The following is a 15,553-nucleotide window of genomic DNA, read 5'->3' on the forward strand; positions in this document are numbered from 1 at the left end:
GATGTTCCTTTCCAATCGTCCTTTCCGCTTCCTGCTGTCGATGCTGCTGGCCGGCGCCATGCTTGCGCTGGCCACACCGTCCGGTGCCGCCGCGCGCGACGGTGCCGCCACGTTTGGCGTCGACCAGCTGATGTCCACGCTGGCGCAACGCAAGTCGGGGCGCGTGCTGTTCACTGAGACCAAGTACCTGGCGATACTCGACAAGCCGGTGCAGTCGTCCGGCGAACTGCTGTTCACGGCGCCCGACCACCTGGAGAAGCGCACACTGTCGCCCAAGGCCGAGAACATGGTGCTCGACGGCGACATGCTGACGGTCGAGCGCGACGGCAAGCGCTACACCATGCCACTGCAGAACTACCCCGAGGTGGCCGCCTTTATCGAAAGCATCCGCGGCACGCTGGCAGGCAACCGCCAGACGCTGGAGCGCTACTACAAGCTCGGTCTGGAAGGCCGCGCCAGCCGCTGGACGCTGACGCTGACACCGGCGGACTCGCGCATGGCCGCGGTGGTCAGCCAGGTGCGCATCGACGGCAGCCAGGATGCGCTCGACCGCGTCGAGATCCGGCAGGCCGACGGCGACCGCTCGGTGATGAAGATCCGACCTGCCGGCCGCCCATGAGCGCAGCGCCGCCCGCAACGATGCGCCCAGCGACGCGCCGGCTCGCGCTGGCACTGTGGATCTTCGCCATGCTCGCCTGCGCGGCTGTCATCAGCCGCACCACCTTCACGGCCGACCTCTCGGCCTTCCTGCCGCGGCTGCCCAGCGCCGAGCAGCAATTGCTGGTGAACCAGCTGCGCGACGGGCTGGTATCGCGCCTGGTCCTGGTCGGGATCGAAGGCGGCGATGCCGATGGCCGGGCCGCGGTATCGCGTGCCATGGCGGCACAGCTGCGCGGCGACCCGCGCTTCACGGCGATCCAGAACGGCGAGCCGGTCAACCAGGCCGCAGACCGCCAATACGTGTTTGCGCACCGCTACCTGCTCAGCCCCGCGGTCACGCCGGAGCGCTTCAGTGAACGCGGCCTGGCGCAGGCGCTGAATGAATCGTTCGAGCTGCTGGCCTCGTCCGCCGGGCTCTTCACCAAGTCGCTGCTGCCGCGCGATCCCACCGGCGAAGTGGCCGCGATGCTGGCACAGCTGGATGCCGGGCAGCGCGTGCCCATGCACGCCGGCGCCTGGGCGTCGCGCGACGGCAAGCGCGCGGTGCTGCTGGCGCAGACGGCCGCCGCGGGGTCTGACACGGATGCGCAGGCACAAGCCATCGGGGCCGTGCGCGAGGCCTTTGCCAAGGCCGCGACGGCTGGCCAGTACCAGCTGGTGATGACCGGGCCGGGCGTGTTTTCCGTCAATGCACGCGACACCATCCGCCATGATGTGGAGCGCCTGTCGACCATCGGCGTGGCCATCATCGTCACGCTGCTGCTGCTGGTCTACCGCTCGGTGCCGCTGCTGGTGCTGGGGCTGGTGCCGGTACTGAGCGGCGCGCTGGCGGGCATTGCCGCGGTCAGCCTGGGCTTCGGCGGCTCGGTGCACGGACTGACGCTGGGCTTCGGCACCACGCTGATCGGCGAGGCGGTCGACTATTCGATCTACCTGTTCGTGCAGTCCGCGCAGTACACGCGCGACGGCCGGCGCGACGAGCGTGCCTGGCTGGGCGGCTTCTGGCCGACGGTGCGCCTTGGCGTGCTGACCTCGGTCTGCGGCTTTGCCTCGCTGCTGCTGTCGGGCTTTCCGGGGCTGGCGCAGCTGGGGCTGTATTCGATTGCCGGGCTGACGACCGCGGCGCTGGTGACGCGCTTCGTGCTGCCGCAGCTGGTGCCGGCCACGCTGCACCTGCGCGACGTGGCGCCGCTGGGCCGCCGGCTGCAGTGGCTGGCGGCGCGCGCGCACCGGCTGCGCTGGCTGGTGCTCGTGCTGGTGGTGGCAGCCGGCACGGTGCTGGCCATGCACCGTGGCACGCTGTGGGGCCGCGAGCTGCAGGCGCTGAGCCCGGTGTCGGCCAGCGACCAGGCCCTCGACACGCGCTTGCGCGAGGACCTTGGCGCGCCCGACGTGCGCTACCTGGTGGTGCTGTCCGGGCCGGACCAGGAATCCGTGCTACAGGGCGCGGAGCGCGTGGCACGTGAACTGGATCCGCTGGTGGCGCAGAATTTCATCGGCGGCTACGAGAGCCCGGCGCGCTACCTGCCCAGCGCGGCAACCCAGCGCGAGCGCCAGGCCAGCCTGCCGCCGCCCGACGTGCTGGCGCAGCGCCTGCGCGCCGCCATCGCCACGCAGCCGGTGCGCGCGTCATTGTTCGCGCCGTTCCTGGCGCAGGCCGAGGCGACGCGCACCGGTGCGCTGCTGCGGCGCGAGGACCTGCGCGGCACATCGATGGCGCTGGCTGTCGATGCGTTGCTGGCGCAGCGCGACGGGCGCTGGAGCGCCACGCTGCCGCTGCGCGCACCGGCCCACACCCCGCAAAGCACCGGCGCGGCCGACGGCGTCGACACCAGCGCGGTGCGGGCCGCGGTCGCGCGGGCCGGCGTTCCTGACACGCTGTTCGTCGACCTCAAGGGCGAATCCGACCGCCTCTACACCGGCTACCTGCGCGAGGCCTTGCTGCTGTCGCTGGCCGGCCTGCTGGCGATCATCGTGCTGCTGGCCGTGGCGCTGCGCTCGGCACGGCGCGTCGTGGCCACGGTGCTGCCACTGGCCGCGGCGGCGCTGGTGGTGCTGGGCGGGCTGGCAGCGCTCGGCCAGCCGCTGACGCTGCTGCACCTGGTGGGCCTGCTGCTGCTGATGGCCGTGGGTTCCAATTACGCGCTATTCTTCAACGGCCCCGCGGCGGGCAGCCAGGTGGCGGGCGCTTCACCGCATACACTGGTGTCGCTGCTGCTGGCCAACCTGACCACGGTGGCCGCCTTCGGCCTGCTGGCGTTGTCGAGCCTGCCGCTGCTCAAGGCCTTCGGCCTGACGGTAGGTCCCGGTGCCGTGCTGGCCCTGTGGTTTTCGGCGATCCTGGCGCGCCCCGCGGCGCCGGACACAGCCGGGAGTGCAACTTGCATCCTCCCCTCGCTAAAGAGAGGGGATTCCCTCTGCAGGCGATCGATGTCCCGATCGGGCAAGAATATTTAGCGCAGCGTTCACATCGCGATCATGTACAGCACCGCATCGACTGCATACCCACTGCCTTACTCCAAGGTCTGCGATACCTTTCGGCCTCTCCGGCGGCATCGCGTCGCACGAAGAACAAACCTGGGTGGTGAAACGTTCGTCGACTTCCTCGTACCACGCGCCATGCGCAATCGCCTTGTACGCGAGCATTGTGCGGAAGGACGACCAGCCCGCATCGAGGACGGACTTCGCCATGCTGGTTCTGGCAAGGCCGGCGGCATTCACATTCCCCACCGCAATGTAGTCGAAGTCCCGCACGATGCGATGCGAGAGCTTGTGCAGGAAGTCGCGCCTCGCATTGGCGATGCGCGCGTGGAGGTTCGTGGCCCGTCGTTTCTTGCGCGCCCGCTGCGCCTTGGCAAGGGCTTGCTCGAGTTGGCCAAGGTGACGCGGATTCTCGACTTTCTCGCCAGTGGAGAGTGTGGCGAGGTCCTTCAGGCCCAGATCGATGCCGACGCCGCGTGCCGGGGAGCGGGCCTGGGCGTCGGCAACTTCAATCACGATGTTCAGGAACCAGTTGCCTCGCGCATCGCGGGAGAAATTCGTTCCGTCTTTGATCTTGCCCTCGGGAAGGGGCCTGGAGTTGAACACGCGAAACGTGGCGCCGGCAAAGCGGAATGCGTCGCCCGAGCGCTTGAGATCCCGGCCCTTGAGCGGCACCCAGCCGAGGGACTTGCGGCCGCGATAGCGCAGGTACGGCCGGCGGTGCTGGCTACGCGACTTGGCGTACTGCTCGCAAACGGCGTTGACGGTGCCGGAATGGATCCGGAGTTCCTTGCTGCTGCCGGTGGTCAGCACGTTCAGATCGAAACCCGTGGGCCACTTCTTGCCCCATTTGAGCGCGTGCTTCTGCGTGTCATTGCAGAAGTTCCAGACGTAGTTCACCGCGCGGCTCTGCTGATTGAGCAGGCCGTTCAGCGACTTCACCCGCTAGCGATAGACGAGAAGCACGACGGTCATTCTAATTTGGGACTGCTTGCTGCCGGCAGCACTCCTTTCACTCCCCGCCCTGAAGGTCGGGGTTTCGCGGAGCAAGTCCGATGAATTCGTATCCCGCACCGCGCGTTGCCTTGCGCGGCACCTCCAACAGCCGCCCCTGGCGCCCCACCCCGCTGCTTTACGGCACCGCCGCCGTGCACCTGGGTGCCGCCGGCGCGATCCTGGCGCACCCTGAGGCCATGGGCATGGCGCTGGCCGGCGTTGGCGCCACCCACGCGGCAATGTGCGCCGCCGGCCTGTGGCCGCGCAGCCACTGGCTTGGCCCCAACCTGCTGCGCCTGCCACCCTCTGCCAGTGACTGCGTGGCACTGACGTTCGACGACGGCCCCAACCCGGCGTTGACGCCGCGCGTGCTCGACATGCTGGATCAGCATGGCGCGCGCGCGACCTTCTTCTGCGTCGGCGCGCGCGCCGCGGCGCATCCGGAACTGGTGCGCGAGATCGTCCGCCGCGGCCACGCCGTGGAAAACCACAGCATGTACCATCGGCTGCACTTCTCGGTGTTCGGTCCCGGGCGCATGCTGCGCGACATCGGTGCCGCGCAGCAGGTGCTGACCGACCTCACCGGCCAGGCGCCGCGCTTCTTCCGCGCGCCCGCGGGGCTGCGCAATCCCTTCCTTGAGCCGGTGCTGTGCCGGCTCGGGCTTCAGCTTGCCGCCTGGACCCGGCGCGGCTTCGATACCCGTTGCGGCGACCACGCGGCGCGCGTGGCGCAGCGCCTAACCGGCAAGCTCGCCGGGCGCGACATCCTGCTGCTGCACGACGGCAATCCCGGCACCGATGTCGCCGGCAATGCGCACTGCACCACGGTGCTGCCGGGCCTGCTCGCCGCCATCGAACAAGCCGGCCTGCGCTGCGTCACGCTGCGCGCGGCCGTGCCGCCAGCCTGAGTGAGCGGCGGCTTGTTACAATTGGCACAGCCTTCCGAGATTCCTTCCATTCGTTCCCCCGAAGCCGTGTCCCCGCTCCTGTTCTCGCATTTCACGGCCACCAGCTGCCTTGGCGCCGGTGTAGACGCCACCCTGTCGGCACTGCGTGCGCAGCGCGGCGGCCTGGCGCCCTGCCGCTTCGGCGGCGTCGAACTCGATACCTTCGTCGGCGAGGTACCCGGCCTGGACGCCGTGGCACTGCCGCCCGCGCTGGCCGAATTCGACTGCCGCAACAACCGGCTGGCGCAACTGGCGCTGGAGCAGGACGGCTTTGCCGTGCGCGTGCGCGAAGCGGCGGCGCGCTACGGCGCCCACCGGGTCGGCGTCTTCCTGGGCACCAGCACCGCGGGCGTGCTGCAGACGGAACTGGCCTATCGCCAGCGGGATCCTGCCAGCGGCGCGCTGCCGCCGGGCTTCCACTACGCCACCACCCACAACCCCTACTCGCTGCCCGCCTTCCTGCGCCAATACCTGGGGCTCGCCGGCCCGGCGGCTGCGGTGTCCTCGGCCTGTTCGTCCGGCGCCAAAGTGTTCAGTTCGGCACGGCGCATGCTGGAGGCAGGGCTGATCGATGTGGCCGTGGTCGGCGGTGTCGATTCGCTGTGCCACACCACCCTGTACGGCTTCAATTCGCTGGAGCTGTTGTCCGACCAGCCGTGCCGGCCCTATGACGTGGCGCGCAACGGCATCTCGATCGGCGAGGGGGCGGCATTCGGCCTGCTCGAGCGCGTGGCCGGCACCGCGCCAGGCGATGCCATCCTGCTGGCCGGCATCGGCGAATCGAGCGATGCGCACCATATGTCGACCCCGCACCCCGACGGGCTGGGCGCGCGCCTGGCGCTGGAGCAGGCACTCGCCAGCGCGGGCATCGCGCCGGCACAGGTCGGCTACGTCAACCTGCATGGCACCGCCACGCGCAGCAACGACGCGGCCGAGGCAATGGCCATGGCCGCAGTGCTGCCCGGCACGCCGTGCAGCTCCACCAAGGGCGCCACCGGGCATGCGCTGGGTGCCGCCGGCGCGCTCGAAGCCGTCATTTGCGCGCTGGCGCTGCGCCACGGCCTGGTGCCCGGTGGCATCAACACCACGCAGGTGGATCCGGCGCTGGACGTGAACTACCAGCTCGCCAACCGCGAGGCACCGCTGCGCTATGCGATGACCAATGCCTTCGGCTTCGGCGGATCCAACTGCAGCCTGCTGTTCGCCCGCGCGGACGCAGCTTCCCATTGAGCATCGCCATGCCGCAGCACGTGTATATCGAAAGCATCGGCCTGCTCGGCCCCGGCCTGACCGGCTGGCAGCAGGCCACCGAAGTCCTTGCCGGCCGCGTGCCGTACGCGCACGCGCCCACCGAACTGCCGCCACCCGCGGGCCTGCCGCCGGCCGAGCGCCGCCGCACCGGCCCGACCGTACGGCTGGCGCTCGGTGTCGGCCAGCAGGCCGTCGCCGCCAGCGACTGCGAAGCCGCGCAACTGCCGACGATCTTTGCCTCATCCAGCAGCGACGGCTTCAACTTCCATGCGATCTGCGAAGCGCTGGCCGAGCCCGAACCGCTGATGTCGCCCACGCGCTTCCACAACTCCGTGCATAACGCAACCGCCGGCTACTGGTCGATCGCCGCGGGCGCGATGCGCACCTCCAATGTGCTGTGCGCCATGGATGGCAGTGGCAGCGCGGGCTTGCTCGAATGCGTGCTGCAGGCCGCCGCCGATGCCGAGCCCTGCCTGCTGATCGCCTATGACACCGGCTATCCCGAGCCGCTGCACAGCCACCGCCCGATCCCCGATCCCTTCGGCGTGGCCCTGCTGGTCACGCCGCGGCAGACGGCGCGTTCGCTCGCGCGCATCGGCGTGGACTTGAAGCAGGCACCGGCCACGGTGATGCCGGACGCCGCGCTGGAAGCGCTGCGCACGTCGGCGCCGGCCGCACGCATGCTGCCGCTGCTGGCGGCCATCGCCTGCGGCGAGACCACCACCGTGGTGCTCGACTATCTGGATACGCTGCAGCTTGAAGCCAAGGTGGAAAGCCTCGGCGGCCAGGCTGATGGCTGAGCTGTTGAAAGACCGCGACTGGATCGCGGCACGCATTCCGCACCAGGGCACGATGTGCCTGCTCGACGGCGTGCTGGCCTGGGATGCGGCATCGGTTCGCTGCACTTCCGCCACGCATACGCGCACGGACAACCCGCTGCGCGCGCAGGGCCGGCTGGCCGCGGTCAGCGGGATTGAATATGCGGCACAGGCAATGGCCGTGCACGGCGCATTGCTGGCGGAAGCGGAACCGGGCAAGGACGCGCAGCGCCCGCGCTCGGGCTACCTGGCCAGCGTGCGCAAGCTGGTGCTGCATGTGGAGCGGCTCGACGATATCGACGCGCCGCTGCAGGTTGAGGTGCAGCGCATCAGCGGTGAAGGCAGCAGCGTGCTGTACGCCTTCACCGTCAGCGCCGCGGGCCGGGCACTGCTGTCAGGCCGCGCGGCGGTCATCCTGGATGCCGCCGCAGTCGGCCAAAGCACCGACCGCAGCGCCGGCTGAAACGCTTCAGCGCGCCGGCAGGATCTTGCCCGAGACCGCCCCGAAGCCGACGCGATAGCCTTCGCCCTGGCAGTAGCCGGTCATGGTCACGTCGTCGCCATCCTCCAGGAAGCCGCGGCGGCTGCCGTCGGCCAGCGTCACCGGCTCGGCGCCGTTGCGGGTCATTTCCAGCAGGCTGCCGTAGGAATCCGGCGTGGTGCCGCTGATCGTGCCCGAGCCCATCAGGTCGCCCACGCGCACATTGCAGCCCGACACCGTGTGGTGGGCCAGCTGCTGGGCCATGGTCCAGTACATCGCCTTGAAGTTGGTGCGGCAGATGGTGCTGGGGGCCGCGGCGCCCTGCGGCTGCAGCGCGACTTCGAGCGCGATGTCATAGGAGTTCTTGCCCTGCTGCTGCAGGTACTCCAGCGGCTCCGGCGACTGCTCGGGGTTGTCGCGGCGGAACGGCTCGAGCGCTTCCATCGTCACCACCCACGGCGAGATCGAGGTGCCGAAGCCCTTGCTGTTGAACGGCCCCAGCGGCACGTATTCCCACTGCTGGATATCGCGCGCGCTCCAGTCGTTGAGCAGCACCATGCCGAACATATGCGCCGGCGCATCGGCCGTGCTGATGGGCTCGCCCAGCGCCGATTCCTTGCCGACGATAAAGCCCATCTCCAGTTCGAAATCCAGCTTGCGGCAGGCGCTGAACACCGGGCGCGCCTCGTTCGGCAGCTTGATCTGGCCGTTGGGGCGATGCAACGGCGTGCCGCTCACCACCACCGAGCTGGCACGGCCGTTGTAGCCGATGGGGATTTCCAGCCAGTTCGGCAGCAGCGCATTGTCCGGGTCGCGGAACATGCGGCCGACGTTGGTGGCGTGCTCCTTGGACGAATAGAAGTCCGTGTAGCCCGGGATCTCCACCGGCAGGTGCAGCGTTGCGGCCGACATCGGCACCAGTGCCTGGTCGCGCAGGGCGGCGTTGTCGCGCAGCGCGGCGTCATCACCGGACAGCAGCGCGCCCAGGCGCTTGCGGGTTTCGCTCCACACCGGCTTGCCCAGCGCAATAAAGCGGTTCAGGCTGCTTGCGCCAAAGGTGCCTTTGGCAGCGGCCGGCAGCAGGCCGGCCTCATCCAGCGCGGCGAGGTCCAGCACCTGGTCGCCGATGGCCACGCCGACGCGCGGGGCCTGGCCCGTGGTCGAAAACACGCCATACGGCAGGTTCTGCAGCGGGAAGTGGGACTGGCCGTCGTTGGCGGAAGCGATCCAGCTGGTCTTGGGGGCGGTCATTGGGATACTCCGGGAAGTTGGGGAGGCACGGCGGGTGGCGCGTGCCGTGACTTGTCGTTCTTGGTGGCGCCTGCCCTCTGCCCCGGCCCCTCTCCCGCGTGTGCGGGCGAGGGGAGCAAACCGGGAGGGGGGCAGGCATCCGGGGTTCAGCGAACGTCCGGGTTGAAATGCTTCTTCAGGCCTTGCCAGCAGGTGTAGTAGTCCTGCTGCAGCGAGGCCGACTGCGCGGCATACGGCGTCGGGCGGATCACGCCCGGCGTCTCGAACATGAAGGCCATGGTGTCCTCGATGCGATGCGGCTTCGAGGTATCGGCGGCGCTGGCCTTCTCGAAGGTTTCCGCATCCGGGCCGTGGCCGCTCATGCAGTTGTGCAGGCTGGCGCCGCCCGGGGCAAAGCCTTCGGCCTTGGCGTCGTAGACGCCGGTGATCAGGCCCATGAATTCGCTGGCGATATTGCGGTGGAACCAGGGCGGGCGGAACGAGTCCTGCATCGCCAGCCAGCGCGGCCCGAAGATGACGAAGTCGATGGTGTCCACGCCCGGCGTGGCCGACGGCGACTGCAGCACCAGGAAGATCGACGGATCCGGGTGGTCGAAGCTGATCGAGCCGACGGTATTGAAGCGGCGCAGGTTGTACTTGTACGGGGTGTAGTTGCCATGCCAGGCCACCACGTCCAGCGGCGAGTGGCCGATCCCGGCGCGCCACAGGTTGCCCTGGAACTTGGCCACCAGCTCGAAATCACCCTCGCGGTCTTCATAGCTGGCCACCGGCGACAGGAAGTCGCGCGGGTTGGCCAGGCCGTTGGAGCCGATCACGCCCAGGTCGGGCAGCTGGAACAACGCGCCGTAGTTCTCGCAGATATAGCCACGCGCCTCGCCGTCGGGCAGCTCCACGCGGAAGCGCACGCCGCGCGGGATCACCACGATCTCCTGCGGCTCCACTTCCAGCCGGCCCAGCTCGGTCACCATCAGCAGGCGGCCCTGCTGCGGCAAGATCAGCATCTCGCCATCGGCGTTGTAGAAGAAGCGGTCCTGCATCGACTGGTTGGCCAGGTACAGGTGGAGGCCGCAGCCGGTCATCGCCTCGGGGCCGCCGTTGCCGGCCATGGTGACGATGCCGTCGACAAAGTCGGTCGGCACCAACGGCATTGCCGGCGGGCTCCAGCGCATCTGGTTAGGCGACGGCGGCACCTGGTCGAAACGGCTCAGGAAACGCGACTGCTCGATCTGCGTGAACGGCGTATGCATCGCGGCCGGGCGGATGCGGTACAGCCACGAGCGCCGGTTGTGCGCGCGCGGCGCGGTAAAGGCCGTGCCGGACAGCTGCTCGGCATACAGGCCGTAGGGCGCGCGCTGGGGCGAGTTCTGGCCCACGGGCAGCGCACCGGGCAGTGCCTCGGTGGCGAATTCATTGGCGAAGCCGGACATATAGCCGTGCTCGGCAAGCTGGGTGTGCGTGAGTGTCATGGTGTCGTCAGCGTTCCTGGGTCTCAGTCCATCTGGCGCTGCGCTGGCGCCTGGCGGCCTCTTGCTGGGAGTGCCTGCCGGTCCGTAGTCAGCCTGTGCGTGGTGCACGGGGCAAGAATTACGTAATGCGTAATGAATTTACCATATCGTAATGGCCAGCACCGGACGTGTCAAACGGCATCGCTTGCGCATGCGCCGGACGCCGCTTGCACTGCAGTTGTAGGCGGGAAACGGGAAAAGCGGGAAGAAACCAGCCAGGCGCTGGGACGCGCGCGATGACGCCTGCGCAGGCAATCGCTCACGCAGCGGAAGGGAAAAACCAGGAAAGGCGGGAAAGCGCCGAAGCAGGCAGCCAGGCCTGCGGCGTCATCCACGCCAGGCGCCGCGAACGGCGCTCAGGACAATTGCAACCGGCGCGGTGCGGAACGCCCCGCGCCGGTTGTCATGGGGTGGCCTGGAGGCCAGCTGCCGGTGCCGGCGCGTTGCGAACGCGGCCGACCAGGCAGCGGCTGGTCAGACCGGCTTGTGGCCCTCTCCGGTCCCGGAGCCGAAAGCGCCTCCGGAAGCCGGCGCCGCAGCCGGCGCGGCCGTGCTTCCGGCGGCCGGCTGGCCTGCCATGGAAGCTGCCGTCACGCCGCCATTGCGGCTGGCAATAAATGCGTTGACGTCTGCAGCAAGATGCTGCGGGGCCAGCACGACTTCCAGGCCCAGCGCCTCGCAGGCGGCCAGGAACGTCGACATGCGGGGATCGGCCTGACCCGACTCCGCCCGCAGGTAGGCTTCCCGGGAAATCCCCGCTTTACGGGCGACGTCCTCCTGCTTGAGCTTGCGCGCGCGACGCAACGCCCGCAGTTGCCGGAACGGTTCGCTAGCGCCTCTTGGCACGGCTGTACTGTTCATGTCGGTCTCCAGTCACCAGTGAAAAAAAGTGCGCGGACGTGCATTCGAGTATAGAGCACGCAAAGCGTTCCGTATGTAACCGCCGAAACACTTTGTGCAGATTTCTTAGAAGCCCGCAATCCCGCCCTGACATCGGCCGGCTGGCAGGCGTCAAAGAGCCGGATCGTGCACTACATCGCTGAGCCGCCCAGTCTCTAACGGGCCTTGGCGGTTTGCGTTGACGTCACATGCATATCCATATGACGTTATGGCCTCCCGGACACAAGTGCGCAAGTCGGGACAAATACCATGCATCTGGTTTCGTTGACAAACCGACCGGTCGTGCTATTCTACACACCATGCAGAAAGGACAACTCACCCGCAACGCCATCGTCGAACAGGCACTGGACACCGCTGCCAAGGTCGGCTTCGAACAGTTGTCGCTGGCCACGCTGGCCGCGGACACCAATATGTCGAAGAGCGGCCTGTATGCGCACTTCAAATCCAAGGAGGTGTTGCAGCAGGCAGTGCTAGACCTGGCCGTGGAGCGCTTCGGCGAGATCGTGATCCGGCCGGCGATGCGCCAGCCGCGCGGGATGCCCCGGCTGCAGGGGCTGTTCGAAGGTTACCTGGAATGGCTGGGCGGCACGGTGACGCAGGGACGTTGCCTGTTCACGGCGCTGGGCCAGGAATACCGCGACCGGCCGGGCTCGATCCGCGACCTGGTGGTGCAGTCGCTGAAGGACTGGCACAGCACGGTTGCGCGCGTGGTGGGCGACGCCATCGATGAGGGCCATTTCGGGCCTGACACCGATCCGCGGCAATTTGCTTTCGAACTCTCGGGCATCGGCATGGCCTTCCAGCAATCCTTCAAGCTACTTGGCCGCGAGGATGCCGAGGCCATGGCGCGGCGCGCATTTGCGGCACTGGTGGCCCGTGCCGCCGAGGGCGCCCGCAGCCACTGAGCCACACATTGGCGCCGGCGCTACCCCGCCGGCAGGCAGCATCCGCTCCGGCGGGCTTTTTTTGTATCAAAAAAAGCACGACTGGTCGGTCGTAACAACAGCACGGAAAGCCGCCGGCGGGGCCGGTGCCGATGATGCCGTGCAATCCAGAATCCATTGGAGGTGCAGGTCGTGACGCAAGCAGTCTCTTCTCCTTCCCCGGTTTCCTCATCTCCCGCCGCCGCGCCCTTGCCCGCGCGCGCTGGCAATGCGCCGCTGCGCACCGGCAAGTCCGGCGCGGTGGAGCGGGCCTTGCAGGGCTGGCAGCGGTTGCGCTGGCAGGCGGGCAGCATGGTCAGGCCCGGCGCGACAGCGCGCGCGCTGGAGCACATCTGGTTCAACCCGCCGCGCGCCGCCGCCACATCGGCAGCACGGCACTTGCTGGACAGTGCGCGCGCCGACTGGGCGCTGGTGACGGGCCAGGGCCCGAGCCGGCGCGTGCGCGTCTATCGCTGGGGCACGTCCGGTCCCGTGGTGCTGCTCGCGCACGGCTGGGGCGGCCATGCCGGCCAGTGGCATGCGGTTGTCGAAGGCCTGCTGGCCGCCGGCATACGGGTGGTGGCCTTCGATGCGCTCTCGCACGGCGCCTCCGATGCCGGCGCGCGCGGCGCGGCGCAGACCTCGGTGCTGGAAATGTCGCGCTCGCTGCTCGCCGCGGCCTGGCACGCGGGGCCGGTACACGCCGTGGTGGCGCACTCGCTCGGCGGCGCAGCCACCGCGCTGGCGCTGCGCGAGGGCTTGCCCGCCCGCGCCGCCGTGCTGGTCGGATCGCCGGCCGACATGCACGCCGCGTGCGCGTCGCTGGCCTGGCAAATGGGCTTCACCCCCGGCGTGCTGGCGCGCATGCAGCGCCAGAGCGAGCGCTGGCTGGGACTGCCATGGTCGGCTTTCAACGTGCCCGACGTCGGCCGCACCCGGCCGGTCCCGCCAACGCTGGTGATCCATGACCGCGACGACAAGGAAGTGCGCTGGGAAGACGGCGCCGCCATCGCCGGCGCCTGGCCCGGCGCGCAACTGGCCACGACCAGCGGCTTGGGGCATCGCCGCATCCTGCAGGATCCCGCCGTAATCCGGCGCATCGCCGACTTCATCCGGCCCGGCACAGCCCCCGCACGCGCGGTGATCCCGCCCGCATTGCACGGCCTGGCCGTCGACTGAACCTGGAGACCATCATGTTCCTGGTGAGCAATGACATGACCGCCACCCTGCCCGCACGCAGTTCGCTGCGCCTGGTGGCGGGCCCCGGCGAACACGTCGCCGTGCGCTGCACCGAAGGCCAACTCTGGCTGATCCGCGACGGCGACCCGAAAGACACGGCGCTGACGGCCAGCGAATGCTTTACGTTGACTGACAGCGGCCATATCGAGCTGTATGCCGTCACCACGGCATCGCTGCACGTGACGCGCTGCCGGCAAGGCGCCGGGCCGGCAGCGGGCGCCTGGCGGCAATGGCTGCGGCGCATGCTGGCGCCGCATGGGCGGGGCTATACCGGCGCAGGCCGGTGACAGGTGGGGCTGGACACCCCTCGCCCTGCCAGCCCTGGCGCGGATGCGCGGACGTGGTCGGGTGCAACGGCTGGCGGTTAATTGCGCTTTTTGGATTGCGCGGTGGCCGGCGCCCCAGCCACCGCCGCGGCAGGTTCAGGACGGGTCGCCGCGCAGCATCTCGCGCAGCCGGAATTTCTGGATTTTCCCGGCAGGTGTGACCGGCAGGGCGTCCCGCACCACGAGCTTCTCGGGGATGTACTGCAGCGCCATCTTCTGCGCCTTGAGCCAGTCCACCATCGCCGCCTGGTCGAACGCCTGGCCGGCACGCGGCACGACAAAGGCGCAGGCGCGCTCACCCAGGCGCTCATCCGGGTAGGCGACGATGGCCACCTGCGACACCGCGGGATGGCGGTACAGCAGGGTCTCGACCTCGAGCACGGGGATGTTCTCGCCGCCGCGGATGATCACGTCCTTGCTGCGCCCGGCGATGCGCAGGTAGCCGTGCGCATCGAGCCGCGCCAGGTCGCCGGTGTCGAACCAGCCATCGGCATCGGTGCTGTTCAGATGCGGCCGCTTCAGGTAACCGCCGAAGTTGGAACACGCCCGCACCAGCAGGCGGCCGGTCTCCCCGGTGGGCACGTCGGCATCGGCGCCGTCCACCACCCTCACCTCCACACCCGGCAGCGGGCGACCGTCGGTGGTCGATGCGCGCGCTTCGGGATCGTCCGGCAGCGTGGTGGTGACCGCGCCGTTCTCCGACATGCCCCACGCCGACACGATCGTGGCGCCCAGCGCCAGGCGCGCGCGCTCCACCAGCGCGCCCGGGATCGGCGCGCCGGCGCACAGGAAGGTGCGCAGGCTTGGCACGGGCGTGCCGGACTCCGACACCACGCGGGCAAGATCCGTCAGGAACGGTGTCGATCCCATGGTGAAGGTCACGCCCTCCTCGCGGATCAGCGCGGCCGCGCGCGCCGGGTCCCAGATGTCCTGCAGCACTGCATGCGCGCCCAGCATCACCGGCATCATCAGTCCGTACATGAAGCCAGTCTGGTGCGCCATCGGCGAGGCCATCAGCACCACGTCGTCGACCGTCAGGCGCAGCCGCCCGGCATAGGCAACGATATTGGAGAACAGCGTGTTGGCGCTATGCATCACGCCCTTGGGCTCGCCGGTGGTGCCGGAGGTGTAGATCAGTTGCGTGACGTCGTCAGGGCCCGGGCGGCTGCGCAGCAGGATGTTCTCCGCATCGGGCTCATCCTCCCAGCGCGGACCGCTGAGCAATGCGTCGAAGCTGTCCGCTCCAACGCCGCCCGTGACAACGACGTGGCGCAGCGCCGGCAATACGTCGCGCAAGCCCTGCACCATCTGCGCATGCCCGAAGCCCCGGAAACCCTGCGGCACCACCATCACCTTGCTTTGTGCATGCGCCAGCATGAACGACAACTCGCGCTCGCGGAAGATCGGCATCAGCGGGTTGAGCGCCGCTCCCAGCCGTGCGCACGCCAGGTACAGCACCGTCAGGTGCCAGCCGTTGGGCAACTGGCAGGACACGACATCCTGTGCGCCGACGCCGAGGCGGCTCAGCCCCACCGCCACCCGGTCGGCCATCCGGTCCAGCTCGGACCAGGTAAAGCGGGCCACGGTGCCGCTGTCGAGGCTTACCGCAGTCAGGGCCGGCGCGTCGGGCCGGCCGCTCACGCAGGCGGCAAAGTAGTCGTTGACGGTGCGGTCGTGCCAGTGGCCTGCCGCCACGCTGGCGGCACGGCGGGGCGCAATCAGTACGGCGTCGAAATCCATGGCTTGTCTCCTCGTTATGCGATGTCGCGTGCGAC

At 69.0% G+C, this 15,553-nt stretch carries 14 protein-coding genes; 9 read left to right on the forward strand and 5 right to left on the reverse strand.

Annotation, left to right across the window (positions count from 1 at the left end):
- Window position 1: 1 nt before the first annotated feature.
- Together ACW4E8_RS29650 and ACW4E8_RS29655 are read left to right on the forward strand one after the other, a co-directional pair.
- On the forward strand, window positions 2-619 hold the full coding sequence (locus ACW4E8_RS29650) for a LolA-related protein (RefSeq protein WP_456807768.1): 618 nt from the start codon (window positions 2-4) through the stop codon (window positions 617-619).
- 20 nt (window positions 620-639) lie between these two features.
- Window positions 640-3,117 (forward strand): MMPL family transporter, encoded by a 2,478-nt coding sequence (locus tag ACW4E8_RS29655; protein WP_456807849.1) that lies wholly within the window; start codon window positions 640-642, stop codon window positions 3,115-3,117.
- Here ACW4E8_RS29655 and ACW4E8_RS29660 read toward each other — a convergent pair.
- Entirely contained in the window at window positions 3,058-4,083 is a 1,026-nt protein-coding gene (locus ACW4E8_RS29660) for an RNA-guided endonuclease InsQ/TnpB family protein (protein WP_456807769.1), read from the reverse strand. The genes ACW4E8_RS29655 and ACW4E8_RS29660 overlap by 60 nt on opposite strands.
- Window positions 4,084-4,196: 113 nt before the next feature.
- Here ACW4E8_RS29660 and ACW4E8_RS29665 point away from each other — a divergent pair, with 113 nt between their 5' ends.
- The 4 genes from ACW4E8_RS29665 to ACW4E8_RS29680 all read left to right on the forward strand — a co-directional run bounded on the left by ACW4E8_RS29665 (window position 4,197) and on the right by ACW4E8_RS29680 (window position 7,616).
- Window positions 4,197-5,045: a polysaccharide deacetylase family protein gene (locus tag ACW4E8_RS29665; RefSeq protein WP_456807770.1), complete on the forward strand. Its 849-nt coding sequence runs from the start codon at window positions 4,197-4,199 to the stop codon at window positions 5,043-5,045.
- Between the two features lie 66 nt (window positions 5,046-5,111).
- Window positions 5,112-6,314 carry a beta-ketoacyl-[acyl-carrier-protein] synthase family protein gene (locus ACW4E8_RS29670; RefSeq protein ID WP_456807771.1) on the forward strand — a complete coding sequence of 401 codons (1,203 nt, stop codon included), beginning with the start codon at window positions 5,112-5,114 and terminating at the stop codon, window positions 6,312-6,314.
- 8 nt (window positions 6,315-6,322) lie between these two features.
- On the forward strand, window positions 6,323-7,135 hold the full coding sequence (locus ACW4E8_RS29675) for a beta-ketoacyl synthase chain length factor (RefSeq protein WP_456807772.1): 813 nt from the start codon (window positions 6,323-6,325) through the stop codon (window positions 7,133-7,135).
- The gene (locus ACW4E8_RS29680) at window positions 7,128-7,616 is read left to right on the forward strand and encodes a hydroxymyristoyl-ACP dehydratase (protein ID WP_456807773.1); all 489 of its coding nucleotides are present in this window, start codon (window positions 7,128-7,130) and stop codon (window positions 7,614-7,616) included. The genes ACW4E8_RS29675 and ACW4E8_RS29680 overlap by 8 nt, the downstream gene beginning before the upstream one ends.
- Window positions 7,617-7,622: 6 nt before the next feature.
- Here ACW4E8_RS29680 and fahA read toward each other — a convergent pair whose 3' ends face one another.
- The 3 genes from fahA to ACW4E8_RS29695 all read right to left on the reverse strand — a co-directional run bounded on the left by fahA (window position 7,623) and on the right by ACW4E8_RS29695 (window position 11,251).
- Window positions 7,623-8,885, reverse strand: a complete 1,263-nt coding sequence (gene fahA, locus ACW4E8_RS29685; RefSeq protein WP_456807774.1) for a fumarylacetoacetase — start codon at window positions 8,883-8,885, stop codon at window positions 7,623-7,625.
- A 146-nt stretch (window positions 8,886-9,031) separates the two neighbouring features.
- A complete protein-coding gene (gene hmgA, locus ACW4E8_RS29690) occupies window positions 9,032-10,351 on the reverse strand; it encodes a homogentisate 1,2-dioxygenase (RefSeq protein ID WP_456807775.1) in 1,320 nt (439 codons plus the stop codon).
- A 513-nt stretch (window positions 10,352-10,864) separates the two neighbouring features.
- Entirely contained in the window at window positions 10,865-11,251 is a 387-nt protein-coding gene (locus ACW4E8_RS29695) for a helix-turn-helix domain-containing protein (RefSeq protein WP_013953309.1), read from the reverse strand.
- A 338-nt stretch (window positions 11,252-11,589) separates the two neighbouring features.
- On the opposite strand from ACW4E8_RS29695, the gene ACW4E8_RS29700 reads away from it, so the two are divergent.
- The 3 genes from ACW4E8_RS29700 (at window position 11,590) to ACW4E8_RS29710 (ending at window position 13,739) form a co-directional block, all read left to right on the forward strand.
- Window positions 11,590-12,195, forward strand: coding sequence for a TetR/AcrR family transcriptional regulator (locus ACW4E8_RS29700; protein ID WP_456807776.1), 606 nt, complete (start codon window positions 11,590-11,592; stop codon window positions 12,193-12,195).
- Window positions 12,196-12,366: 171 nt separating this feature from the next.
- A complete protein-coding gene (locus ACW4E8_RS29705) occupies window positions 12,367-13,392 on the forward strand; it encodes an alpha/beta fold hydrolase (RefSeq protein ID WP_456807777.1) in 1,026 nt (341 codons plus the stop codon).
- A 14-nt stretch (window positions 13,393-13,406) separates the two neighbouring features.
- Window positions 13,407-13,739, forward strand: coding sequence for a DUF2917 domain-containing protein (locus ACW4E8_RS29710; protein ID WP_456807778.1), 333 nt, complete (start codon window positions 13,407-13,409; stop codon window positions 13,737-13,739).
- Between the two features lie 135 nt (window positions 13,740-13,874).
- Here the strand turns inward: ACW4E8_RS29710 and aliA are convergent, their stop codons facing one another.
- Window positions 13,875-15,518, reverse strand: coding sequence for a cyclohexanecarboxylate-CoA ligase (gene aliA, locus ACW4E8_RS29715; protein ID WP_456807779.1), 1,644 nt, complete (start codon window positions 15,516-15,518; stop codon window positions 13,875-13,877).
- Window positions 15,519-15,553: the final 35 nt, after the last annotated feature.

The sequence above is a fragment of the Cupriavidus sp. CP313 genome, assembly GCF_054072015.1.